The organism is Mycobacterium sp. E3198 (assembly GCF_001667015.1).
Classification (GTDB): domain Bacteria; phylum Actinomycetota; class Actinomycetes; order Mycobacteriales; family Mycobacteriaceae; genus Mycobacterium.
Window position 1 is genome coordinate 25,277 of record NZ_LZIS01000123.1, and the last position, 23,303, is coordinate 48,579.

Annotated in this window: 20 protein-coding genes; 11 read left to right on the plus strand and 9 right to left on the minus strand. The window is 70.1% G+C overall.

Annotation, left to right across the window (positions count from 1 at the left end; translation table 11 throughout):
* Nucleotide 1: 1 nt before the first annotated feature.
* Nucleotides 2–856 (minus strand): SDR family NAD(P)-dependent oxidoreductase, encoded by an 855-nt coding sequence (locus A5673_RS13915; RefSeq protein ID WP_068232975.1) that lies wholly within the window; start codon nt 854–856, stop codon nt 2–4.
* A gap of 211 nt (nt 857–1,067) precedes the next feature.
* Between A5673_RS13915 and A5673_RS13920 the strand changes: the two genes are divergently transcribed.
* From A5673_RS13920 to A5673_RS13940, 5 genes are read left to right on the plus strand one after another with little or no spacing between them, the layout of a single operon-like run.
* Nucleotides 1,068–2,687: an SMP-30/gluconolactonase/LRE family protein gene (locus tag A5673_RS13920; protein WP_068232978.1), complete on the plus strand. Its 1,620-nt coding sequence runs from the start codon at nt 1,068–1,070 to the stop codon at nt 2,685–2,687.
* Nucleotides 2,687–3,433 carry a GntR family transcriptional regulator gene (locus A5673_RS13925; protein ID WP_068232981.1) on the plus strand — a complete coding sequence of 249 codons (747 nt, stop codon included), beginning with the start codon at nt 2,687–2,689 and terminating at the stop codon, nt 3,431–3,433. The genes A5673_RS13920 and A5673_RS13925 overlap by 1 nt, the downstream gene beginning before the upstream one ends.
* Before the next feature lie 12 nt (nt 3,434–3,445).
* Nucleotides 3,446–5,041, plus strand: a complete 1,596-nt coding sequence (locus A5673_RS13930) for an AMP-binding protein (protein ID WP_369806484.1) — start codon at nt 3,446–3,448, stop codon at nt 5,039–5,041.
* 2 nt (nt 5,042–5,043) lie between these two features.
* Nucleotides 5,044–5,826 carry an SDR family NAD(P)-dependent oxidoreductase gene (locus A5673_RS13935; protein WP_082958721.1) on the plus strand — a complete coding sequence of 261 codons (783 nt, stop codon included), beginning with the start codon at nt 5,044–5,046 and terminating at the stop codon, nt 5,824–5,826.
* Nucleotides 5,827–5,863: 37 nt separating this feature from the next.
* The gene (locus tag A5673_RS13940) at nt 5,864–7,006 is read left to right on the plus strand and encodes an NDMA-dependent alcohol dehydrogenase (protein ID WP_068232986.1); all 1,143 of its coding nucleotides are present in this window, start codon (nt 5,864–5,866) and stop codon (nt 7,004–7,006) included.
* Between the two features lie 59 nt (nt 7,007–7,065).
* Here A5673_RS13940 and A5673_RS13945 read toward each other — a convergent pair whose 3' ends face one another.
* Complete coding sequence (locus tag A5673_RS13945; RefSeq protein ID WP_068232989.1) at nt 7,066–7,527, minus strand: SRPBCC family protein; 462 nt, start codon at nt 7,525–7,527, stop codon at nt 7,066–7,068.
* Nucleotides 7,524–8,372, minus strand: a complete 849-nt coding sequence (locus A5673_RS13950; RefSeq protein ID WP_068232992.1) for a rhomboid family intramembrane serine protease — start codon at nt 8,370–8,372, stop codon at nt 7,524–7,526. The genes A5673_RS13945 and A5673_RS13950 overlap by 4 nt, the downstream gene beginning before the upstream one ends.
* A gap of 77 nt (nt 8,373–8,449) precedes the next feature.
* Between A5673_RS13950 and A5673_RS13955 the strand changes: the two genes are divergently transcribed.
* The 3 genes from A5673_RS13955 (at nt 8,450) to A5673_RS13965 (ending at nt 14,387) form a co-directional block, all read left to right on the plus strand.
* Nucleotides 8,450–8,812 carry a nuclear transport factor 2 family protein gene (locus tag A5673_RS13955; protein ID WP_068232995.1) on the plus strand — a complete coding sequence of 121 codons (363 nt, stop codon included), beginning with the start codon at nt 8,450–8,452 and terminating at the stop codon, nt 8,810–8,812.
* A gap of 130 nt (nt 8,813–8,942) precedes the next feature.
* A complete protein-coding gene (locus A5673_RS13960) occupies nt 8,943–9,167 on the plus strand; it encodes a hypothetical protein (RefSeq protein ID WP_066971295.1) in 225 nt (74 codons plus the stop codon).
* Between the two features lie 372 nt (nt 9,168–9,539).
* On the plus strand, nt 9,540–14,387 hold the full coding sequence (locus A5673_RS13965) for a cation-translocating P-type ATPase (protein ID WP_068232998.1): 4,848 nt from the start codon (nt 9,540–9,542) through the stop codon (nt 14,385–14,387).
* On the opposite strand, the gene A5673_RS13970 is transcribed toward A5673_RS13965, so the two are convergent.
* Together A5673_RS13970 and A5673_RS13975 are read right to left on the minus strand one after the other, a co-directional pair.
* Nucleotides 14,376–15,953 carry an AMP-binding protein gene (locus A5673_RS13970; RefSeq protein WP_068233001.1) on the minus strand — a complete coding sequence of 526 codons (1,578 nt, stop codon included), beginning with the start codon at nt 15,951–15,953 and terminating at the stop codon, nt 14,376–14,378. The genes A5673_RS13965 and A5673_RS13970 overlap by 12 nt on opposite strands.
* Nucleotides 15,950–16,843, minus strand: coding sequence for an SDR family NAD(P)-dependent oxidoreductase (locus tag A5673_RS13975; RefSeq protein ID WP_082958727.1), 894 nt, complete (start codon nt 16,841–16,843; stop codon nt 15,950–15,952). The genes A5673_RS13970 and A5673_RS13975 overlap by 4 nt, the downstream gene beginning before the upstream one ends.
* Before the next feature lie 248 nt (nt 16,844–17,091).
* Between A5673_RS13975 and A5673_RS13980 the strand changes: the two genes are divergently transcribed.
* Nucleotides 17,092–17,823 carry a cutinase family protein gene (locus tag A5673_RS13980; RefSeq protein WP_068233006.1) on the plus strand — a complete coding sequence of 244 codons (732 nt, stop codon included), beginning with the start codon at nt 17,092–17,094 and terminating at the stop codon, nt 17,821–17,823.
* On the opposite strand, the gene A5673_RS13985 is transcribed toward A5673_RS13980, so the two are convergent.
* From A5673_RS13985 to A5673_RS13995, 3 genes are all read right to left on the minus strand, one after another.
* Nucleotides 17,820–19,208: an aldehyde dehydrogenase family protein gene (locus A5673_RS13985; RefSeq protein WP_068233009.1), complete on the minus strand. Its 1,389-nt coding sequence runs from the start codon at nt 19,206–19,208 to the stop codon at nt 17,820–17,822. The genes A5673_RS13980 and A5673_RS13985 overlap by 4 nt on opposite strands.
* A 36-nt stretch (nt 19,209–19,244) precedes the next feature.
* Nucleotides 19,245–20,339 carry an AMP-binding protein gene (locus A5673_RS13990; protein ID WP_068233012.1) on the minus strand — a complete coding sequence of 365 codons (1,095 nt, stop codon included), beginning with the start codon at nt 20,337–20,339 and terminating at the stop codon, nt 19,245–19,247.
* 107 nt (nt 20,340–20,446) lie between these two features.
* Nucleotides 20,447–21,232, minus strand: a complete 786-nt coding sequence (locus A5673_RS13995; RefSeq protein ID WP_068233016.1) for an SDR family oxidoreductase — start codon at nt 21,230–21,232, stop codon at nt 20,447–20,449.
* 180 nt (nt 21,233–21,412) lie between these two features.
* Between A5673_RS13995 and A5673_RS30335 the strand changes: the two genes are divergently transcribed.
* Nucleotides 21,413–21,535, plus strand: coding sequence for a hypothetical protein (locus A5673_RS30335; protein WP_255396646.1), 123 nt, complete (start codon nt 21,413–21,415; stop codon nt 21,533–21,535).
* On the opposite strand, the gene A5673_RS14000 is transcribed toward A5673_RS30335, so the two are convergent.
* Entirely contained in the window at nt 21,532–22,467 is a 936-nt protein-coding gene (locus A5673_RS14000; protein ID WP_068233019.1) for an oxygenase MpaB family protein, read from the minus strand. The genes A5673_RS30335 and A5673_RS14000 overlap by 4 nt on opposite strands.
* A 109-nt stretch (nt 22,468–22,576) precedes the next feature.
* On the opposite strand from A5673_RS14000, the gene A5673_RS14005 reads away from it, so the two are divergent.
* A complete protein-coding gene (locus A5673_RS14005) occupies nt 22,577–23,170 on the plus strand; it encodes a TetR/AcrR family transcriptional regulator (protein WP_068233022.1) in 594 nt (197 codons plus the stop codon).
* Nucleotides 23,171–23,303: the final 133 nt, after the last annotated feature.

The window sequence follows — 23,303 nt, forward strand, 5'->3', positions numbered from 1 at the left end:
TTCACATCCTCCTCATGGCCGCGCGGAAGGATTCGTCTTTGAGGAACAGGGAGGTGTTGTCGCCGGCGAGGTGGCTCCATCTCAGGTCGAGTCCGCCGTCGACCAGCAGCGTCTGGCCGGTCACGTAGCTGGACAACTCCGAGAGCAGGAACAGGATGGCGCCGGCCTGCTCCTCGGGCCGCCCGCGGCGGCCCATCGCGATCGCCCGCCTGTCCCGATCCGGGTCGTCGTCGACGTAGGTGCGCGACGCCGCGGTCTCGGTGACGCCCGGCGCCACGGCATTCACCCGAATACCCGCCAGCGCCAGCTCGAGCGCCATGGTGCGCGTCATCGCGGCGATGGCCGCCTTCGCGGTGCCGTAGGCGATGTGAAACGGCGCGGTGTTCATGCCGCTGATCGAGGAGATCGACACGATCGATCCCGGCAGCTGTTGCTCGACCAGTTCGGCGGCGACGGCCTGGCTCATGAAAAACGCCGTCTCGAGGTTGTCGGTGAAGATCTTGCGCCAATCGCTGCGCGCCACCCGGGTCGACGGCATCCACGTCGACGGCTCCGCGCCGCCCGCGACGTTGACCAACCCGTACAGGCTGCCGTCGGCGCGCCGCGCCTGGTCGATGACCGCGGCGATGCCTTCCTCCGTCGACGCGTCCGCCGCGACGGGCACGATTGCCAGGCCCTGTTGTGCCAGCGGGGCGACGTGCTCGTCGAGGTTTTCCTTCGACCGGCTCACCGCGATCACGGTGGCGCCCGCGCGGGCCGTCATGGCGGTGACGGTCGTGCCGATGCCGCCGCCGCCGGCGCCGGAAACCACCACGATGCGACCGCGGAGCCCCAGGAAGTCCTCGCGATCGTCCATGCCCTGCTTTCCCTGCCCCAGACACTGCCGGCCGCCGCGACCCGCTAGTTTGTCTGGACAAAATATCGCGTTCTGTCCTTTGGAGAACACTATTCCCATCGGTGGAGCCGGCTGTCAAGGCCGAGGTGAGGCCGGTTAATGCCTATTGTCTGGACTAGAAGGAATTGATAACGTCCAGCTCAATCGGCGGACGGAAGGACCTCGGCAGCGCATGTCCATTGCACGGGCCAACTCCACGCAGCCCTCGCGCTATCCGGTGGCGCAGCCACTCGAGGCGGCCGAAGGGTGGGAGATCGACCGGATCACCGCGCCCAGCCGGTTGTTCGGCGCCAATGGCCTGCGCACCGGCCCGGACGGTCGCATTTACATCGCCCAGGTGACCGGCAGCCAGATCAGCGCGCTCGATCACCGCACCGGGGAGTTGACAACCGCCAGCCCCAAGGGCGGCGACATCGTCGCGCCGGACGACGTCGCGTTCGACCCCGGCGGCAACCTCTATGCCACCGAGGTGATGGACGGCCGGGTCAGCGTGCGTGACACCGGCGGTCGAACGCGAGTGCTGCGCAACGACGTGCCGTCGGCCAACGGCATCACCTTCCATCGGGGCCGGTTGTTCGTCGGGGAATGCCGCGAGGGCGGGCGGCTGCTGGAGTTCGACTTGGCGGGTGGACCGCCGCGGGTGCTCCTGGAAAGCGTGCCGTCGCCGAACGCGATGGAGGTCGGGCCGGATGGGCTGCTCTACTTCCCGGTGATGGGGGCCAACGAAATCTGGCGCGTGGACCCCGACGGCGGCGAGCCGCAGTGTGTCGCAAGCGATCTCGGCGTCCCCGACTCGGTCAAGTTCGACGCACACGGCCACATCGTCTCGACGCAGGTGGCCAGCGGGCAGGTGCTGCGCATCGATCCCCGCAACGGCGAACAGCGTCTGCTCGCCCAACTCAATCCCGGGCTGGACAACTGCACCTTCGTCGGCGACCGGCTGTTCGTATCCAACTTCACCGGCGAGATCACCGAGGTAACGCCAAACGGCACAACGCGATCCGTGCTTCCGGGCGGCCTCAACTGGCCGCTGGACCTGGCGGTGGGCCACGACGGCCGGCTGTACATCGCCGACGGCACCTACTTCTACACCGTCCTGCCCGATGGCTCCCTGCACACGGTGGGAATGCTGTTCAGCCCCGGCTATCCCGGCTTCCTGCGGGGAGTCGTATCGAGCGGACCCGGCGAGTTCGTCGTCACGACGTCCGGCGGCCAGGTCGCCCGTTACCGGCCGGAGGCGAGCGAAACCGACGTGCTGGCCGACGGTTTCGACCAGCTCTATGGCGTCGCCCTGAGTCCGAGCGGCGTGGTCTTCGCTGAGTTGGGTACGGGCCGGCTGCTGTCGCTGCGCGCGGGGGGCATCGAAGTGCTGGCGACCGGTCTGCGCGATCCCGTCGGTGTCGCGGTGGGCCCGGATGGGGCCTGCCTGGTGGCGGAGGCCGCCGCCGGACGGGTGGTCAGGGTGGCCGGGTCGCGGGTCGACACCGCGGTCGCCGACCTGCAACGCCCCCAGGGCATTTGCGTGCGCGACGGCGTCCTCTACGTCGTCGATGCCGGCGCGAAGGAGTTGATCGCGTTCGATATGGACGGCGGGATCCGGCAGACCGTCGCATCGGGCCTACCGGTCGGCCCGCCGCCGGGCGTGGTGCCCAAACCGCTGAAAGGCATGCCGCCGTTTTCCGGTCCGCAGGGCCCGTTCGCCGGCGTCGCCGCCGCCGATGGGACTCTCTATGTCTCGGCCGATGGTGACGGCAGCGTCCTGGCAGTGCGCCGGTCCCGGGACGGCCGCTGATGTCGCAAGCCCTCTCCAGCGAGCATCGCTACTTACAGATCGCGCGCACGCTGCGCAAGGAGATCGTCGACGGCGTGTATCCGGTGGGCTCGCAGCTACCGACCGAACACCAACTGTGCGAGCGATTCGCGGTCAGCCGGTACACGGTCCGCGAAGCGCTGCGCCGGCTGCGCGAGGACAACCTCGTCGCGTCGCGGCCCCGCGCGGGCACCCGCGTGGTGCCCCGGCCGGCGTCCAGTTCCTATGCGCAGGAGACGATGTCGATCGACGACCTGCTCGCGTTCGCCTCCGGTGCGCAGTTGACCATCGAGTCCAACGAGATGGTGACGACCGATGACGAACTGGCCGCGCGGACCGGGCTGCAGGTCGGCACTCAGTGGCTGACGGTGCGGGGCTACCGGCGGGCCGACGGGGCGCCGGTGCCCCTGTGCCGAACGGAGTACTACATCAACCGCACGTTCGCCGCGGTCGGCAGGCTGCTACAACGCCACACCGGGCCGATTTTTCCGCTGATCGAGGACCTGTTCGGCGTGAGCATCGCCGAGTTGCGCCAGGAAATCGCCGCGGTGCTGCTCCCGCGCGAGCTGGCCGACGGTCTCGGAGTCGAGGCGGGCACGGCGGCGCTGCAGATGCGCCGCACGTACAAGACCTCCGACGGGGAGGTCGCTCAGGTGACGATCAACACTCACCTCTCGTCGAGCTTTCGGTATGCGATGACCATGCGCCGCGTGAACGATGCGGACTGAGGTGAAGCGGTGATCGCCCCGGCGCACCGCGACGCAGTGCTCGCGGCCGATGCCTACCGGCGGGGGTTGTGGGTGCACACCACGCTGGCCGATTCGTTGCGCGCGGCGGCGGAGGCCGCACCACGGCGAACGGTGTTGGTGGACCGGGACACTCGGCTGGACTGCGCCACGCTCTATCGCGAGGCCACCGGGCTCGCGGCCGCCCTGCTGGCGCGGATGCCCGTCGGCAGTGTCGTGTCGTTCATGCTGCCGAACTGGCACGAGACCGCCGTGATCTACCTGGCCGCGACGCTGGCCGGGATGGTGGTGAACCCGATCCTGCCGTCGCTGCGCGACCATGACCTGCGTGTGATCCTCGAAGACGCCGAAACCGCAATGGTCTTCATCCCGCACCGGTTCGGCGGGCACGACTACGCGGCGATGCTGCAGCGCGTCACCGCCGCGATGCGCCCGGCCCCCGAAGTGGTGGTGCTGCGCGGCGAACCCGGTCCCCACACGCCCTACCCGGCCCTGGTAAGGCATCAGCGGGGCCCCGCGGCGTTGCCGTCCCTGAACCCGGACGCCGTGCGGATGGTCCTCTACACCTCCGGCACCACCGGCCGCCCCAAAGGCGTGCTGCACAGCCATAATTCGATGCACGCGCTGATCTGTCAGATCCGTGACAGCTGGGACATCGGTTCGGGCGACGCGTTCCTGGTCGGATCGCCGATCGCCCACATCGGCGGCTCGATCTATGCCTTCGAATGCCCGCTGCTGCTGGGCGCCACCGCGGTGCTGATGGACCGCTGGGATCCCGCCGCGGCCGTGGCGCTGATGAATGCCGAGCGGTGCACCCACATGGCCGGGGCCACGCCGTTCCTGCAGCAGCTGTTGTCGGCCGCCGAGCACGCCGGCACGCGACTGCCCGACCTGAGGGTGTTCATCTGCGGCGGCGCCGCCGTATCGCCCTCGCTGATCCGCCGCGCCACCGAGTATTTCACCCAAGCGGTGGTCACCCGGGTGTACGGCTGCACGGAGGTGCCCGTGGCGACGGTCGGCGCACCCCGACGCGACGAAGCCCAGCAGGCCGCAGCGACCGACGGGAGGCCCGGCATCGCCGAGATCAGGCTCACCGCGCATGAAGCCGCGCCGCCCGGCGACGGGGAAATCTGCGTGCGGGGCCCGCAGATGCTGCTGGGCTACCGGCATTCCGAGGACGACGCCGACGCGTTCGATGCGGCGGGGTTCTTCCGCACCGGAGACCTCGGACGCTGGGTCGATGACCAGTACCTCGTGGTGACCGGGCGGGCCAAGGACGTCATCATCCGCAACGGCGAGAACATCTCCGCCAAGGAAGTCGAGGACCTGCTCGCCGCGCACCCGGGCATCGCGGAGATCGCCGTCGTCGGGCTGCCCGACGAACGCACCGGGGAAAGGGCCTGCGCGGTGATCGTGCCCGCGGGCGCGGCGAGACCGGACGTCGCGAGCCTGCTTTCGCACCTCGAGAGCAGGGGCGTCGCGAAATTCAAAGCGCCGGAACAGGTCGTCATCTGGGAGGCGCTCCCGAAAAACGACGCCGGGAAGATACTCAAGCATCAGATCCGAGCCGCGCTGAGCGCCGCCGACTAAGGATGGGTGAGATGCAGGTTGCAATCGTCACGGGGGCCAGCAGCGGCATCGGCCTGGGCTGCGCCAAAAGGCTTGCCGAGCAGGGCATGGCGATCGTCGGCGCGGGCCGCGACGAGGGCCGCCTGGCCGAACTGGAAGCGGCCGTCGGCGATCCGGATCGCGTCGCGACGCTCGCGGTCGACCTGACCCACGACGACGCGCCGCAACGCATCGTGGATCTCGCGGTCTCTCGGTGGGGCCACATCGACTTCTTGATCAACAACGCCGGCGTCGGCAGCCCCAAGCCGCTGCACGAAACCGATGACGAAACCCTGGACTACTTCCTGGGTTTGATGCTGCGGGCGCCGTTTCGACTCGCGCGTGACGTGCTGCCCCATCTGCGGCCCGGCTCGGGAATTGTCAACATCACGTCCACCTTCGCCGTCATCGGCGGGCTGCGCGGCGGCGCCTATTCCGCCGCCAAGGGCGGCCTGACCGCCTTGACCACGCACATCGCCTGCCAGTACGGGGCGTCGGGCATCCGCTGCAACGCCGTCGCTCCCGGTGTGACGATGACGCCCATGGTCGAGAAGCGCCTGGCGGACGAGCGATTCCGCAAGATCAACACCGAGATGACCCCGCATCAGCGGTTGGGCACGATCGACGACATCGCCAGCACCGTCGCGTTCTTGTGCTCGCCGGGCGGAAGTTTCATCAATGGGCAAACGATCGTCGTCGACGGCGGCTGGAGCTCGACGAAGTATCTGTCGGAGTTCGCGCTGGCGTCGCAGTGGATCGCGCCATGAACCCGTCGAGGAGGTCGCAATGAAGTGTCGCGCCGCTGTGATCCGCGGGGTCGGCAGGGAGTGGGAGATTCACGACATCGAGCTCGACCCGCCCCGGGGCGGCGAGGTCCTGGTGCGGATGGCCGTCGCCGGAGTCTGTCACTCCGACGATCACCTGTTCACCGGTGATGTGGTGCCGACGCCGGAGGCGCTGGCCGCGAGCGGTCAGCCGGCACCGGACTGGTTTCCGCTCCTCGGGGGCCACGAGGGTGCGGGCGTCGTCGAAGAGGTCGGGCCTGGCGTGACGACGGTGCGGCCCGGGGACCGCGTGGCGCTGTCGTTCATTCCCGCGTGCGGCAATTGCCGGTTTTGCGTGAACGGTCAGAGCTACATCTGCGATATCGGTGCGAGCCTGTTCACCAAGGAGATGCCGACCGACGGCACGTGCCGCCGGCACCTGGGTGACGAAAACCTGTTGGCTTATGGGCAACTCGGCACGTTCGCCGAATATGCGGTGCTGTCTGAGCGGTCGGTCATCAAGATCGACGACGCGACTCCGTTCCACGCCGCCTCCCTCGTGTCGTGCGGTGTCAGCACCGGCTGGGGATCGGCGACGATATCGGCGGGCACCGAGCCCGGCGACACCGTCGTCGTGATCGGCACCGGTGGCGTTGGGATGAACGCCCTGCAGGGTGCGCGCGCCGTCGGCGCGAAATATGTCGTGGCCGTCGATCCCGTTGAATCCAAGCGGGATTCGGCGAAGTTCTTCGGTGCCACGCATACCGTCGCCTCCGCCGAGGAGGCGATGCCGTTGGTCAACGAGATCACCGCGGGCGTCATGGCCGACCGGGTGGTCGTCTGCCCCGGCGTCGTGCGCGCGGAGCTGATCCCGTTGGCGATGTCGCTGCTGCGCAAGGGCGGGATCTGCGTGCTCACCGGCATCACCCCGTTCACCGAGCCGCCGGTTCCGTTGGTGCTGCAGGAGATGACGCTGTCGGCCAAACAACTCAGGGGGGCGCTGTACGGCGGGATGAATCCCCGCACCAGCGTGCCTATGCTGCTGTCGTTGTATCAGGCCGGCGCGTTGAAGCTCGATGAGCTGGTCACCCGCCACTACCGGCTCGACGACATCAACGAGGCGTTCACGGACCTGCGGGACGGCCGCAACATTCGCGGCATCATCGAGTTCGGCGGCGCGTAGTGGCGATCGTGAGCGCGGCGTCGCCGGGTGAAACGGGTCGCCACCATCAGGACCCGCTATCAGCGGGTTTCGAAGTGGCGGCGGATGCCCGCCAGCATCTCGACGTGCGCCTTGACCGCCTCGCGCGCGGTGACCCCGGCCAGCGGCCGCGGTGCGGCGATCCGTATCCGCTCGGTGACCCGGGTGCCACCGTCGCTCGGCGCGAAGCTCACCGTCCCGCGCAAGCGCACCCCCGGTGACTGGTCGGCCTCCGTGGTCACGTCGCCGTCGGCGCGGACGTGCAGCCGCGCCCGGTAGGTGATCCGCATGGTGAACGGCCCCAACGGGATCCGGTCCACCACCCGGTAGCCCTGCAGGTAACCATCCGGCGTTTCGGTGCGCGAGGTGGCCTGCACGGACACGATCAGCGGGTGCACGAGCTTGATGTTGTCCAGGTCGACGTAGAAATCGCGGACGTCGTCCGGCGGCGCGGGCACGAGTTCGCTCAGCGTCTTTTCGGTGTGGCTGACCCACCAGCTCATTGGTACAACTCCGCGACGAGAACGCCTGTGCGCCACCAGACCAACGCGACCAGCACGCCCAGCACCAGCACGCTCGCCGCGGCCTGGACCAGGCTGCGCACTTGCTTCGGCGGGTAGACATAGGCCGCGGCGACCACGACACCGGTAACGAGCCCGCCCAGGTGCCCCTGCCAGCTGATCGCGGGGGCGACGAACGTGAAGACCAGGTTGATCGCGATGACCACGACGACCCAGCGGACGTCGAGGGCCAGCCGCTTCCCGACCACGAACGTGGCGCCGAAAAGGCCGAAGATCGCGCCCGACGCGCCCGCCGTCGCGGAGTTCGTCGTCAGCAGGTAGACCAGGACCGAGCCGCCCAGCCCGCTCAGCGCGTACAGCGCCCCGAATCGCAGTCGGCCCAGCCAGCTTTCGAGCGCCGGTCCCACGACGTACAGCGCCCACATGTTCAGCAGCAGATGCATCGCGCCGTAGTGCAGGAACGCCGAGGTCACCAGGCGGTACAGCTGGCCGTCCGCGACGGCCGGCGACCACAGGGAGAGCTGCTTCTCCAAATTCCCCACCGCCAGCTGCGCGATGAACACCGCCACGTTCACGGCGATGAGTGCGTAGGTGACCACCGGCGCGCCCGATCGCTGCCGCCCGCCGAAACGCGTCCGCGGTTGCCGGATGGTTCGGGCCCCCTCCTGCACGCATTCCACACACTGGTGACCGACCGCGGCGCTGCGCATGCAGTCCGCGCAGATGTAGCGTTCGCAGCGGTTGCAGCGGAGGTAGGTGCGGCGTCCGGGATGCCGGTAGCAACTCGGGGCCTCGGCCGGCGACTCCGGCGCGCTGGGTCCGCTCATCGGATCATTCTCACCCGGTTCACCGTATTTCGCGGGCCCCGACGGTGCCTTACTGTGTTTTTCGTGGAGTCACCGACGTGACTGGAGTTGTCGAGCGCTACCTGGACTGCCTGGCCGCACACGATTGGGACGGCCTGGCCGCAACGATCGCCGACGAGGGCTTGGTCCGTGAGGGCCCGTTCTGCGACGTCGTCGAGGGCAAGCAACACTACGTCGCCTACTTGCGCAAGGTGTGCACCACGCTGCAGGGCCACCGGCTGCAGGTGCAGCGGGTCTCGCACGTCGACTCCCGGGTGTCCTACGCGGAGCTGACCGAGGCGTTCGAGATCGACGGCGTGGCCGCGACGTGGCCCGAATGCATCCTTTTCGAGCAGGGCGGCGACGGCCTGATCTCTCACGTCAGCGTGTTCTTCAAGCAGCCCGGGGCCGCCCCGAGTTAGGCGGTCGAGCGTCGACTTGTTGTCGGGGATTTCGGCGGCGGTTTCAAGCGGTCGATTCTTCAAACAACTCGACGTTCGACGCGCGAAGTGTTCCTTCCCTCGGTCCCGGAATTGACCTAACGTGTCATGGATGGAGGCGGACGGAACACCGGAGTCGGTGCCGGTCGAGAAATTGCACTCGGGCGACCCGATCACCGATTGTGGCCAGCGGTACATCGTCCTCGAATCGAAAACCATCGGCGACAGCTGCGTGGTTCTCGAACTCGAGTCCAGGGTGGACCACCAGCTGCAGGTCATCGAGAAGTCTTTCCCGGCGGGCTACCAGGTGGGCCGGGCGAACCACCGGATCTTGTAGCGGAATTCCCGCACCGCTTCTGCGCGCGTAGCCGGTCGACGGCTACCGCGCATTCGTGTTTCTGGGCGCCCGAATAACTGGCGGTATTCGAAATCGTCGTTCCGCCAACCCAGTTCGGCGGCCACGACGTACCCACCGTGACGCCTGTCAGTAGCCTGCCTCTCGACGCGCGAGTTTTCGCCCAGGTTTGGCGGTGCCCCAAGCCGGTAACCTTTCCGCAAGGAAGCGATTTGCACCCCCTGGTAACCGAGCGAATCCCGGCGCGCCGCGCTCGTCGGCGTCACCGTGTGCCGTCCGCGCAGCCCAGCTGTGGACAGGCCCGTGACGCGCCAGGATCATTAGGCGCGGTAGACGTATGTGGAGGGTGACGGAATGAAGATTCCGGGCGTGGCCAGCGTCGTCGCTGGCGTGACCGGCGGGGCCGCGCAGGTGGTGCGGGCCGGCGTCTCCTCCGCGGCCGGCGCGGCGGGGGCGGTGCAGATGCTCGCCAGCCCGGTGGTGGAACTGGCCGGCCCGGTGGTCCAGTCGATGGTTCACACCACGGGCCGGGCGATCGGCGTGGGCTCCGAATCCGACGGCTCCCGCGGCGACGTCAGCCCGCCGGTGCGCTGGCAGAGCGGGCGCCGGGTGCATTTCGACCTCGATCCGTTGCTGCCCTTTCCGCGCTGGCACGAGCATGCGGCGGTGGTCGAGGAACCGGTTCGCCGCATTCCCGGCGTGGCCGCCGCCCACGTCGAGGGCGCACTCGGCCGGCTCGTGGTCGAACTCGAGAGCGAGGCCGACAGCGACGCGGTGCTCGACGAGGTGCGCGACGCGGTGTGCCACGTCGCCGCCGACCTGAACTTGACGGGCCCGAGGTCGGGGGCACCACGGACCGCGCCGTTCGCCGACCCGGGTAACCCGTTGGCGATCCTGGTCCCGTTGACCGCGGCGGCGATGGACGTCGCGGCGATCGGTGCGGCGGTCACCGGCTGGCTGGGTCGGCTGCCCGTCGCGCCGCGCAGCGCCCGCGCCGCGGCCGCCCTGCTCAATCACCAGCCACGCGTGGTCGCCGTGCTGGAGTCGCGGCTCGGTCGCGTCGGCACCGACATCGCGCTCAGCGCCTCGACCGCCCTGGCCAACGGGCTGACCCATGCCGTGGGCACGCCCCTGATCGATCTGGCCCAACGCAGCCTGCAGATCTCCGAAGCGTCGGCTCACCGGCAGCGATGGCGGGAGCGGGAGCCCGAGCTGGCCTCCCCCAAGCGGCCGCAGGCCCCGGTGGTTCCGGTCATCTCCTCGGCGGGCCCCAAAACGCAGGCGCCCCGGCACAATTGGGCCGCGGCCGCGGCGGGCGAGGTTTCCCACGTGGTGGTCGGCGGGGCCATCGACGCGGCCATCGACACCGCGAAGGGCTCGATGGCCGGCCCCGTGGAGGAGTACGTCGACCAGGCGGCGAACGCCTCGCTGATCGCCGCGGCCGGCGCGCTGCTGGCCGGCGGCGGCACCGAGGACGCGGCAGGCGCGCTGCTGGCCGGCGTGCCGCGAGCGGCGCACGCCGGCCGGCAGGCGTTCGCCGCCGTGTTGGGCCGCGGGCTGGCCAACGCCGGACAACTGGTCCTCGACCCCGGCGCGTTGCGCCGGATGGATCGCGTGAAGGTGGTCGTCATCGACGGAGCGGCGCTGCGGGGCGACAACCGCGCTGTGTTGCAGGCCCAGGGCGACATCCCGGGTTGGGACGAGGACCGGGTCTACGAGGTCGCCGACGCGCTGCTGCACGGGGAGGAGGCGCCCGAACCGGACCCGGACGAGCTGCCGGCCACCGGCGCACGGTTGCACTGGATCCGCGCCCAGGGCCCCTCGGCGACGCCCGCCCAGGGGCTCGAGCACGCCGACCTGGTGGTCGATGGCGAACGCGTCGGCAGCGTCGACGTGGGCTGGGAGGTCGACCCGTTCGCCATCCCGCTGCTGCAGACCGCCGCCCGGACCGGGGCCCGGGTGGTGTTGCGCCACGTCGCCGGGACCGAAGACCTGACCGCCAGCGTCGCGGTGACTCACCCGCCGGGCACCCCGCTGCTGCAGCTGGTGCGCGACTTGCGGACGGATCGCGGGCCGGTATTGCTCATCACCGCGCTGCACCGGGACTTCGCGTCGACGGACACGCTGGCGGCGCTGGCCATCGCCGACGTCGGGGTGGCCCTCGACGATCCGCAGGCGGCGACGCCGTGGACCGCGGACATCATCACCGGCACCGATCTGGCGGCCGCGGTCCGGATCTTGTCGGCGCTGCCGGTGGCCCGGGAGGCGACGGAATCCGCGGTGCGCCTTGCCAAGGGCGGCAGCACCCTGGCCGGCCTGCTGCTGGTCACCGGTGATCCCGCCTCGGCCAACCCGCTCGCGCTGCAGCGCTGGCTCAACCCGGTCAACGCGGCGGCCGCGGCCGCGTTGGTGCAGGGCACCTTCTCGGCCGGCAGGGTGTTGCGCCTGGCCGACCCCACGCCGCAGCCGCTGACGGCGTGGCACGCCCTGGATCCCGAGATCGTCTACTCCCGCCTGACCAGCCGCACGCGACCGCTTGCCGTCGAGCCCGGAATCGCGCCCTGGCGACAGGTTCTCGACGATTTGTCCTACAACCCGGTCGTCGCCCCGCTGCGGGGTCCGGCGACCCGGGTGGGCCGGCTGCTGTCGGCGACGCGGGCCGAGCTCGCCGATCCGTTGACGCCGATCCTGGCCGTGGGGGCGGCGGCGTCGGCCATCGTCGGCAGCAACGTCGACGCGCTGCTGGTGGCCGGCGTGATGACCGCCAACGCGATCGCCGGCGGGGTGCAACGGTTGCGCGCCGAGGCGGCCGTCGCCGAACTGTTCGCCGAGCAGGAAAAGCACGCGCGCCGCGTCGTGCTCCCGACCGTGGCGACGGCGCACCGCCGGCTCGAGGCGGCTCGCACGACCGAACGCACCGTCACGGTGAGCGCGAAATCGCTGCGCCCGGGCGAAATCATCGACCTCGCCGCGCCGGAAGTGGTACCGGCGGACGCGCGACTGCTGGTGGCCGAGGACCTGGAGGTCGACGAGTCCTTCCTCACCGGCGAATCGCTGCCGGTCGACAAGCAGGTCGAGCCCGTCGCCGCCGCCGAGTCCGACCGGGCAAGCATGCTGTTCGAGGGCAGCACCATCGTGGCCGGGCGCGCGCGGGCGATCGTCGTCGCGACCGACGCCGCCACCGCCGCTCAGCGCGCGCTGACGGCGATCGCCGATGTCGAATCGGCCGCGGGCGTGCAGGCCCGGTTGCGGGAGCTGACCAGCAAGGTGCTTCCGTTGACCCTGGCCGGCGGCGCCGCCGTGACGGGTTTGGCGCTGGCGCACCGTGGTTCGCTGCGGCAAGCGGTCGCCGACGGCGTCGCCATCGCCGTGGCCGCCGTTCCCGAGGGCCTGCCGTTGGTGGCCACCCTGGCCCAGCTCGCCGCCGCCCAGCGGTTGTCACGGCGGGGGGCGCTGGTCCGCACGCCGCGCGCCATCGAAGCGCTCGGCCGGGTCCAGACGGTGTGTTTCGACAAGACCGGCACGCTCACCGAGAACCGCCTGCGCGTCGTTTCCGCTGTGCCACGCGAGACCAGCGCGCAGGGCCCGCTCCCCGAAGCCGGCGACCCGCAGGGCGCCGAGGTGCTGCGCATCGCCGCGCGGGCGTGCACCCAGCCCCACAACGGGCAGGGCCACGCCCACGCCACCGACGAGGCCATCCTCACGGCCGCCAATTCTCTTGACAGCCAAGTCGATTCGGAATGGACAGTGATCGCGGAGGTGCCGTTCGAATCCAGTCGCGGCTACTCCGCCTCGATCGGCAGCGCTAACTCGGCCGGGCCGATGCTGATGGTCAAGGGGGCGCCCGAGCAGATCCTGCCGCGTTGCCGGTTCGCCGATGCGGACGCCGATTCCGACCACGCGGAGTCGCTGGTGATGCGCCTGGCCGAGCAAGGCCTGCGGGTGCTGGCCGTGGCACAGCGCCGCTGGGACGGCGGGACCACCGAGGAGGACACCGACGCCGATAACGTCGACGCCGCCGCGCACGAGTTGGAATTGGTCGGCTACGTCGGATTGGCGGACACCGCGCGGGCGTCGGCGCGGCCCCTGATCGAGACGCTGGTCGAGGCCGGTCGCAGGGTGGTGCTGATCACCGGCGACCACCCGGTGACGGCCCGCGCGATCGCCCGCCAGCTCGGCCTGCCGTCGGACGCGCGAGAGGTCAACGGCGCCGAGCTCACCGCCCTCGACGAGGACGCCCGGGCCAAGCTCGCCGCCGACGTCGGAGTCTTCGCGCGCGTCAGCCCGGAGCAGAAGGTGCAGATCGTCGCGGCGTTGCAGCACAGCGGGCAGGCGGTCGCGATGGTCGGCGACGGGGCCAACGATGCCGCCGCGATCCGGATAGCCGACGTGGGCATCGGGGTGAGCGGCCGCGGTTCGTCGGCCGCGCGGGGCGCCGCCGATATCGTCTTGACCGACAACGACCTTGGCGTGCTGATCGACGCGCTGGTCGAAGGCCGCGGGATGTGGGGCGGCGTGAAAGACGCGGTCAGCATTCTGGTCGGCGGCAACGTGGGTGAGGTGCTCTTCACCATCATCGGCACCGCGCTGGGGACCGGTCGCGCGCCGGTGGGCACGCGTCAGCTGCTGTTGGTGAACCTGCTGACCGACATGTTTCCCGCGCTCGCGGTAGCCGTCACCCCGCAGTACCCGCAGCCCGAAGAGGACGAGGACGGCGTCGACCGCGACGCCGAGGAATTGCAGCGCGCCTTCCAGCTCGCGGCGCTGTCCGAGCCCTCGCCGTCGCTCGACGCTCCGCTCATGCGCCAGATCGTCACCCGCGGCGCCGTCACCGCCGCCGGCGCGACGGCAGCATGGGCCATCGGCCGCTGGACCCCGGGCACCGAACGCCGCACGGCGACCATGGGTCTGACCGCACTGGTCACCACGCAGCTCGCGCAGACGCTGCTGACGCGCCGCCACAGCCCGCTGGTCATCGCCACGGCGCTGGGCAGCGCCGGCGTCCTGGTGGCCATCGTCCAGACCCCCGGCGTCAGCCAGTTCTTCGGCTGCACGCCGCTGGGGCCCGTCGCCTGGTCCGGCGTGATCGGTGCGACGGCCGGCACCACCGCCGTGTCGGTGCTGGCGCCCAATTGGCTGGCCAAGAGGGTCGCCGCGCTCGAACCCAAGCAGCTCGAGGCCTGGGCCGGCTCAGGTGGATAACTCCTTGCGCACCACCTTGCCGGCCGGGTTGCGCGGAATGCTGTCGACGATGTTGATGTCCCGGGGCTGTTCGAAGCGGGACACCCTGCCCTTCAGGTAGTCCCGCAACGCCGACGGGTCGATGCCGCGTCCGGGCCGCGCGACGACGAAGGCGGCCAGTCGATGACCGAACCGCTCGTCGGGAACGCCGATAACCGCGTTGTCGGCGACGTCGGGGTGCTCGGCGAGCGCGTTCTCCACCGCGCGCGGGTAGACGTTCTCGCCCCCCGAGATGATCATGTCGTCCTCGCGGCCGACGATGAAAAGTCGTCCGGCGTTGTCGAAATAGCCCATGTCCCCGGTGCTCGTCATGTTCTCGACGACGGCCTTGGCCTCCCCCGAGCCCTCCGTGTAGCCCTCGCTCGCCAGCTCGCCGCCGACGAAGATGCGTCCGGTGACGCGCGGCCCGACGGGTCGGTCGTTCTTGTCGAAGATGCGCACCGGGCAGCCGGCGACCGGTTTTCCGACGGTCTCGGGCGCCTCCCGCAGGTCGGCCGGCGTTGCCAGGGCGCCGATGCCGACTTCGGTGGAGCCGTAGCCGTTGTAGAGGATCTCGCCGTAGGCGTCCATGAACCGCTGCCCCAGGGTGGGGTCCAACCGGTCTCCGCTGGACAGCGCGACGCGCAGGTAGGGCAACGGGTTTCGGGCCCGCACCCGCTGCGGCAGGTCAAGGATGCGCGCGAGCACCACCGGCACCGCGGTGAACGCGTCGGCGCGGTGTAGCGACGCCTGCGCCAGCGCAGCCTCGGCGTCGAAGTCGCGATGCGTCAGCACGGTTCCGCCCAGGGCCACCGTCAGCATCAGCATGCCGAGGCCCAGCCCGTGAAACATCGGCATCGCCACCGAGATTCGCGAACCGGTGCGCAGCCCGGTGCGATCGAGGATCGTCACCCAGACACCCACCGCCGAACGCAGCTGCGGGGTGCGGGGCACTCCCTTGGGCTTGCCGGTCGTGCCCGACGTCAGCAGAACGATCCGCCCGGGCGCGGCCACTGGCGGCCGCGGACCCTCGTCGGGCGCATCGACCGTGGCGGGATCGACGAGGGTGACATCTGCCTGGGCGGCGTGCGCCCGCTCGGCGAACTCGTCGTCGGCGACGATCGTGGTGATCCGGTGTGTGCTCAGCGCGGCGGCCAGCGCGTCGGTGCGGAAGTCCGTGTTCACGAGCACGACGTCGGCGCCGACGAGCGCAATCGCGAAGAACGCCTTGACGAACCCCCGCCCGTTGCGGCACATGACGCCGACCGCGCTACCGGGTCCCTCGCCGCCGTCGGACAGCACGCGGGCGAGCGCTTCGGCCTCCCGGTGCAGGTCCCGGTAGGTGAGGGCGCCGTCGTCGTCGACGATGGCCGCCCGGTCCGGCCACCGCGCCGCCGTGACGCCCAGCAGCGTGTAGGGATTCGTGCCGCCCCGCCGCGCCTCGCGGATCACCCGCACCACCGCGGCCGGGGAGGGCGGGCCCAGCAGTCCGGACCGCAGCAACGCCCGCGCCGCCGTCGCGATCACGCCGTCCTGGGACGCCGTCACGAGCGGCCCTCCCGCGCATCGGAATCGGCGAAGAAGCGACGGTGCCACAACCGGGCCGCGCGTTCGGCGGGCCCGGCCAGCAGCACCGACGCCAGCTCGGCGGGCCACACCCAGGGCGGTTCGTTGGTGCGGGGCCGCTCGATGACCGCCTTGGCGATGGCATCGGCGGCCTCATCCGGGGACATGCCGGGCAGCCGGCCCAGGATCGGAGTGGGTGCGATCATCCGGGTGCGGACCAGCGCGAAGTAAACCGACGTGACGTCCACACCGTCGACGTGTAATTCCGGCGCCACGCTGCGCAGCCAGCGGTCGAACGCGCCCTTGGACGCCTGGTAAGCGCCCCACTGCGGCCCGGGGACGAGGCGCACCCCGACGCTCGAGACGTTCACGATGTGTCCGGCGCCGCGCTCCCGCATCGCCGGTAGCACGCCCAGCAGCAGCCGGATCGGTCCCAGGTAGTTGATGTCGATGGTGCGCTGAAAGTCGTGCGGGCGGTCGTACTGGTCGTGCAGCGACCGGCGCAACGACTTGCCGGCGTTGCTCACCACGATGTCGACCGGGCCGTGGTCCTCGGTGATCTGCTTCGTCAGCGCGCTGACGGCCGCCTCGTCGGTGAGGTCGGTCGGATAGGCGACGGCCCGGCCGCCGCCCGCGTTGATCGCCGCCGCAAGATCCTCCAATTTTTCCGCCGACCGGGCGACGCCGAGCACCGTCGCCCCGGCCGCGGCCATCGCACGGGCCGTCGCTTCGCCGATTCCGTAGGACGCGCCCGTCACCAATACCGTCTTGCCGGAGACGGTCTCGCGCAGCTTGTCGGGGTCCGAGACCCGCGCCGGATTGGCCACTCGGTCGGTGACCGCTGCCAGGGCTCGCTGGAAGGGCTGTGCCATCACGTTCACGTTCGCTGCCGCATTCACTTGAGAATTGCGCGCCGAGGGTGCGGCTCTGGCTTGACCGCGCGCCCCGACTCGGGCTACAGCTAGCAGACCACACCGGGCTACCGGACCGCCCCCTGGGCCCGCGTTTATCGTCCGGTGCCGGCCGTCTCCGAGCGAACCGACGAGCCAATTTACGACTCTGAAACAATTGCCAGAAAAAACACTGTTTAGGCAACGGTTTCCATGGGCACAATTGCGGCATGATCGCACGTCAACTCCCTCGTTTCCTTGGTTCCGCGGCGGTCGCGGCGGCCGGGCTCAGCGCCTCGGTCCTCGCGCCTGCCATCCCCTTCGCCTCCGCCCAATGCCCGGACGTCCAGGTGGTGTTCGCCCGGGGCACGGGTGAGCCCCCGGGCGTCGGGCCGACCGGGCAGGCGTTCGTCGATGACCTGCGCTCGCGCGTTGGCGGAAAGTCGCTCGACGTGTATCCGGTCAACTACCCCGCCAGCAATGAGTGGGACACCGGCCTCGACGGCATCAGGGACGCCGGCGCGCACGTCGTGTCGATGGCGCACGACTGCCCGAACACCAAGATGGTGCTCGGCGGCTACTCGCAGGGCGCGGCCGTGATGGGCTTCGTCACCTCGGCCGCCGTGCCGGACGGGGTCGACCCCGCCACGGTGCCCAAGCCGCTGGATCCCGCGGTGGCCGACCACGTTTCGTCCGTCGTCCTCTTCGGCATGCCCAACGTACGCGCGATGAACTTCCTCAATGAGCCCCCGGTCGCCATTGGTCCGCTGTATCAGCCCAAGACCATCAAGGTGTGCGCGCCCCAGGACCCGGTGTGCTCGGACGGCATGGACTTCGCCGCGCATAACACCTACGCGTCCGACGGGTCGATGATCGACAAAGGTGCGGCGTTCGCGGCCGGCCGCCTGGGCGCCGGCGGCGCCACGACGGTCGGGGCCCCCGGCGGAGGCTTTGGCAGCTAGGTCGCCCAGCCGCTAATCCCGGCGGAGCCCTTGTTGCGCATCAGGTGATCCGCCAGGAAGCCGTGGTGCGGGATTTCGGGGGCCGCGTAGAAGGTCGGGGACGGGTCACGGTAGACGTTGGCGATCGTCGGTTCGTCGACCAGGTCGTCGAGTAGGCGGTCGTCGCCGGTGATGGCCGTGACGACCAGGGAGTGCCGCAGCGGCTCGACGCCGGCGGCCCGGGACCAGGGCGACACCCACACGCACGGAAACGGCAACTCGGCGTTGAGCTTGTCGGTGGGCCGGCCGGAGCCGGGTTCGGCCAGTAGGTGCACGGCCGGGCGCAGCGCGGCGTACCCGTCCCCGACCTCCGCGACCACCTGATCGGCGCCGAGCAGCGGCGTCGTTCCGGCGGCCTTGGCCGCCAGGTAGTTCGCCACCGCCCGCGCCTGCTCCAGAGGTTGGGTGGGCAGGATCGCGCGCTCGTCGTCGCTGGGCAGCGGCGGGATCGTCGCGAGCCGCTCGGCGATCGCCCGGGCCAACGGGGCGGGGTCGCCCTCGTAGAGCACCGCGGTGGCGTTCACGCAGGCCATGCCGCCCAGGTTGGCGATCGAGTCGACGACCAGGTCGAGGTGGTCGCGCCAATCCCGATCGGCGGTGATCAGGATCTTGGTGCGCCCGGGTCCGTTCACCACCACCGCGGGCTCGCCGGCGTACTTGTCCACCACGTCCTGGCCGCCGTAGACCATGGCGACGTCGGCCGACCGGACGATTTCGTCGGCTCCGCCGTGGTCGGTGGGCAGATAGGCGGCGTCTTCGGGCCGAAACCCCGACTGCCGCAGGGCGTTCACCAGTCGGTGCGCGGTCAGGGGCTCGCGGCGCGAGGGGCGGACCGCCACGCGGTACCCCAGCGCCAGCGCCTGGGGCCACAGGCCGTGTACGCCGGGGCCATTCCCGGCCGCGTGCACGGCGAACACCTCTCCGCGGCGGGCCCACACCGCGCCGCCACCTGTGGGCACCTCGCGCCAGTCGAGCGCGGCGCCCACCGGTCGGGCCGCTCGCACGGCATCGAAGGCGGTGGCGACGGCGTCGGCCACGCCGCGGGCCCCGGCGCGGGTCACCGCGATCGGCAGGCCGGAGATGCCGCTGGCCAGCCGAACATAGTCCTCGAAATCGAGCCCGCCGATGGCGGCGGTGGCGAAGAGCTCGGCCGCTTTGCCCAGCGCCGCTTCGCGCTCCCCGACGGGCAGCGGCCGGATCCTGCGCTGAGCGGTGATGGTGCGCGAAACATACAGCGGGGGAACGATGCTCAGCTCGGCAACGGCAACGCCGGCGGTGCTGGTGATGATTTCGCGGTTGCGGGTGCGATAGTCGCCGCCCGGACCGAGGGCGTCGATGCGCACCAAATCCGCTGCGGGGAAGGCTGGTTCGGGCCCCATCGGTCAGTACACGCCCTCGATGACGGCCTCGCCCTCGAAGGTGGTGACCGGCCGCACCGCGCTGACGGAGTCGCTGAGCTGACCCGCCGGGCCGGGCATTCGGATGGCCAGATCCCGTTCCAGGTTGTTCGGGATGAACATGCCCCTGCTGATGTGGTTCATCACCACCTGGCCCGGCTGCCCGTAGGGCACGCGTTCTCCGGTGTCGGGATCGACGACCCAGAACACGACGTACGGTGTGCGCGGGTCGAACACGAACGAGCCGTCGTCGGCGGTTCGGGTGACCGCTTGCGAGAGCACCATGGTGCTGCCGAAGGCCATGGTGATCGTCGTGTTCGGGAAGATGTCGCGAAGCAGGTCGAGCGTGTCGGCGTCCACATGCGCACCGCTGAGCAGCAGGTAGCGGATCTTGTCGTTCACCAGGTCCACCACGCGATCGTTGCGGGCGATGGCCTCGAGCAGCGGGGGGGTCGTATGGAGGTTGGCGACGTTCTGCGTCGCCAGCACGAACACGGCCTGCTCGATGACGTGGTCGACATAGGCGGCCACTTCGGCGGCCGCGTTGCGCGCGGCGAGTTTCTTCACCCAGCGGGGGTCGAGGTCGATCGCGTGGAAGACGGCGCCCAGCCGCCCGGACACCAAGCGGGAGAAGTAACCGACCCCGTGCGGGCCGCCGGGCATCAGGCACAAAAAGCCGTGGCCGCGGACAAAGCCGCCCGTGGCGAAGTCCTCGGTCTGCCACTGCACCACCTGCGCGATCCAGTCCGGCAGCTGCGCGGTCCGTTTCGGAGCCCCGGTGGTGCCGCCGGATTCGAATATCTGGGGCACCGGCGGGGGTGACCCGTAGCCGCGCGGCACGAGATCCTCCACCGGCACCTCGCGCAATTCGTTGACGAGGTTGGGGAACAAGCGCAGATCCGCGAAGCTCTTGACATCGGTCAGCGGGTCGAAGTCCAGCGTCCGGGCGGTCCGCAGCCAGAACGGCGAACCGGTGTGCTCGCCGAAGTGCCAGGCCATCGCGGCGGCCAGATAGGCCTCGGGGTCTTGGATCGGAACCGACCGGGGAACCTCGAGCAGCGAAAAATCGCCCATAGCCACCGATCCTGTCACAGGAGCCGGCTCGGCAGGGCCGCGCGCGGGGCGCCGGGCGCACGCGCGGTGAACGTTGCCCCACACCGCGGGAAACGCTTCGTGGCCAACCGGTTTCAGCCGCCGCGCGCCTGCCTGACCGCCTCGGCGACGGCGTCGTTGAAGGCGTGGTAGACCTCGCCGTAGCGGCCGTCGCGTTCGGCGAACCGCAGGGGCTTGACCCGCTCCACGATGATCTCGTCGGCCTCCGGTTGCGCCTCCAACAGACCGATCGTCTCCGCGATGTACTCGTCCAACGGCATCGCCCTGGGGTCGCTGGCGTCGAAGCCCCGCCCGCGCTGCAGCCCCGTCTGCACGTGCGGGGGCACGATTTCGATCACCTGCACCGCGGTCCCGCGCAGCTGGAAGCGCAGCGACTCGGTGTAGGAATGCAGCGCCGCCTTGGTCGCGCAATACGTCGGCGTGACGGCGCTGGGCACGAACGCCAGGCCCGACGTGACGTTGAGGATCGCCGCCCGCGGCTTCTTCAGCAGCGACGGCAGCAGCGCCGCCGTGAGCCGGATCGGGCCCAGCAGGTTGATCGCGACGGTCAGCTCCGCCACGCTGGGGCCGGTCGTGGTGAGGTCCTCGAAGCGCTGGACGCCGGCGTTGTTGATGAGGACGTTGAGGTCCGGATAGTGGTCGGTCACCTCGGTGGCGAACCGGCGGATGTCGGCGGGATCGCCCTGATCCAGCGACAGCGTCCGGATGCCCGGGTTGGCGTCGGCGACGTCCCGCAGCGGCTCCCGCCGCCGGCCCGCGATGACCACCGTGTTGCCGAGCCGGTGGAGCGCCTCGGCGAGGCCGCGGCCGATTCCGCTGCCGCCCCCGGTCACCAGCACCGTATTGCCCGTCATCCGCATTGCCGCTCCCCTCCGTCCAATCAGTACTGTCTCACCTTCGTCCTTTCGCGGACCGCTGGGTAGAGCCGACGTCGGTGCGGACGACCCGGCGAAGCTAGCGGTGCGCCGGATCTTCGTCGACGCGCGTGGGCCACACCGCGTAGAACTGCACGTCACCGCGCTCGTGGGGCGGACCCGGCAATGCGCTCGACCTGTCGAGCCGGAACGGTCAGCTCCAGCTGCGTGCCGGGCAGCACGGCGGCGCCCACGACGTGGGTACGCCACGACGACGGCAACGCCGAACGGCTGCTGCGCCTCGGCTAAGCCGCGTGGTTGTGCAGGCGGCGCGGGTCGACGCCCGCGCGGCGCCACGCCGTGGCCGCCCAGGGCAGGTAAATGAACGCCACCGGCAGCCGGTTGATGAGCGGATTGAGCGCACGCACCACGGCGGTGAACCGCTGGAATCGCTTCTCTTTCTTCGCATCCCATTCCAGCTCGCACACCTCGCGCATCTGCTGCGGGAGCGTCCCGACCAGCACCAGGCGGGTGTAGGCGTTGAGCGGCGCCGAGAGGATGTTCCACAGCGGCTTGGGAATCCAGCGCGGGCCCGGTATGCCTTTGCGGATGTAGCCGGTGCCGTACAGGACGGTCTTGTGCGGGACGAACCGCTCGAGCATCTCGTCCCAGTAGGCGACGAACTCGTCGTAGGTCTGCGGCTGCCCCCGGTCGCTGACGCCGTAGAGGCCGTACCAGACCTTGCCCTCGTTGAAGATTCGTTCCTTTTCCGCCCGCGACAGCCGGCGGATGAACGTGTCGGTCGTGTAGATGACCTGGTCGACGAACGTGGCGTGCGCCCAATAGAACAGCTCCGGGTTGAGCGCGTGATACCGCGAGCCGTCGCTGACGGTGCCCTTGATCGGCTTGTGGAAATCCCGGACCTTGCGCCCCCACTCGTGCGGGTCGTCGGAGTAGACGGTCTTCATCAGCGGCGGCGCGGTTCGCTTGGCCCGGCCCAACGTGTCGCTGAAGATCACCGAGTGGTCCAGCACGCCCTGGGCGAGCTGCTCGATGCAGTTCTCCACACCGGCCGTGCGCTGGAATCCGAAGAATTGGGTGCGGTGGTCGCCGTAGAACTTCCAGATCAACGACTCGGGCCCCAGGCGGGGCACCGCCTGGGCCATCGCGTCGTCGACCGGCATGGGGACAGCCTCGCGAACGCCCGTGTCGAAATCCCGTTCAGCCCATTGCGCTGTCATCTGGTCCCCTCGCCGCCGCCGCGCGCATCCACACGTTGTGAACCAGAGAAACAAACGCGTATCTTTGTGTCAAATCGTCGTGCCGAACCTGCCGCGAAGGTCGTGAACCATGCCGAACCACAGCCTTGCCGGCGACCTCGGCGAGATGACCGATCTCGAGCGCACGATCCTGGATACCGCGCGGGCGGTCTTCGAGACCTACGGCGTGCGTCGGGCGAACATCGAGGACGTGGCCGCCCGGGCCGGCGTCAGCCGCAGCACCATCTACCGGCGTTTCCCGACCAAGGACGACCTGTTCGAGCAGGTGGTGCGCCGCGAAGCGGAACTCTTCTTCAGAACGCTCGACCAGGCGACCGCGGGCTGTGACCCGCGACAGGCCGTGATCGAGGCCTTCACGCTCGGCGTGCGCCTGGTCCAGGACTCGCCCCTGTACTCCCGGATCGCCGAAAGCGAGCCCGAACTCTTGGGGATGTTTTCCCGATCGCGGGCCTTTCCGATCGGCCAGTTCGCCGACGGGATCGCCCACACCCTGCGGCGGTGCGGGGCCGACGTGGCAGAACCCGACCTGGCCAATATCGCCGACATCCTGCTGCGCGTCGCCCTCGGCATCATCGTCTTTCCCACCGACCGACTCGACACCTCAAACGAAGCGGCGGTGCGGGACTACGCGGCCCGGTACCTCATCCCGATCATCGGCGCTTAGTCGAGGTGGAAGTGCGGCCCGACGTCCTGAGCAGGCCAGGGCAGGCTGGGGTTCACGTTGTAACATTCCTCCCGCGGCGGCCCTTGGGTCACGACACGGCCGTCATCGATCGTGTCTCCGGGTGCCTCGTGAC

What these genes read in the sequence shown, in the direction of transcription:
- A5673_RS13975 (WP_082958727.1), bottom strand. Translation starts at nt 16,843, where the DNA reads ATGGCACAGCCCTTCCAGCGAGCCCTGGCAGCGGTCACCGACCGAGTG.
- A5673_RS13950 (WP_068232992.1), bottom strand. Translation starts at nt 8,372, where the DNA reads ATGAGCGGACCCAGCGCGCCGGAGTCGCCGGCCGAGGCCCCGAGTTGC.
- A5673_RS13960 (WP_066971295.1), top strand. Translation starts at nt 8,943, where the DNA reads ATGGAGGCGGACGGAACACCGGAGTCGGTGCCGGTCGAGAAATTGCAC.
- A5673_RS13920 (WP_068232978.1), top strand. Translation starts at nt 1,068, where the DNA reads ATGTCCATTGCACGGGCCAACTCCACGCAGCCCTCGCGCTATCCGGTG.
- A5673_RS30335 (WP_255396646.1), top strand. Translation starts at nt 21,413, where the DNA reads ATGCGCTCGACCTGTCGAGCCGGAACGGTCAGCTCCAGCTGCGTGCCG.
- A5673_RS13925 (WP_068232981.1), top strand. Translation starts at nt 2,687, where the DNA reads ATGTCGCAAGCCCTCTCCAGCGAGCATCGCTACTTACAGATCGCGCGC.
- A5673_RS13945 (WP_068232989.1), bottom strand. Translation starts at nt 7,527, where the DNA reads ATGAGCTGGTGGGTCAGCCACACCGAAAAGACGCTGAGCGAACTCGTG.
- A5673_RS14000 (WP_068233019.1), bottom strand. Translation starts at nt 22,467, where the DNA reads ATGACAGCGCAATGGGCTGAACGGGATTTCGACACGGGCGTTCGCGAG.
- A5673_RS14005 (WP_068233022.1), top strand. Translation starts at nt 22,577, where the DNA reads ATGCCGAACCACAGCCTTGCCGGCGACCTCGGCGAGATGACCGATCTC.
- A5673_RS13995 (WP_068233016.1), bottom strand. Translation starts at nt 21,232, where the DNA reads ATGCGGATGACGGGCAATACGGTGCTGGTGACCGGGGGCGGCAGCGGA.
- A5673_RS13935 (WP_082958721.1), top strand. Translation starts at nt 5,044, where the DNA reads ATGGGTGAGATGCAGGTTGCAATCGTCACGGGGGCCAGCAGCGGCATC.
- A5673_RS13915 (WP_068232975.1), bottom strand. Translation starts at nt 856, where the DNA reads ATGGACGATCGCGAGGACTTCCTGGGGCTCCGCGGTCGCATCGTGGTG.
- A5673_RS13965 (WP_068232998.1), top strand. Translation starts at nt 9,540, where the DNA reads ATGAAGATTCCGGGCGTGGCCAGCGTCGTCGCTGGCGTGACCGGCGGG.
- A5673_RS13980 (WP_068233006.1), top strand. Translation starts at nt 17,092, where the DNA reads ATGATCGCACGTCAACTCCCTCGTTTCCTTGGTTCCGCGGCGGTCGCG.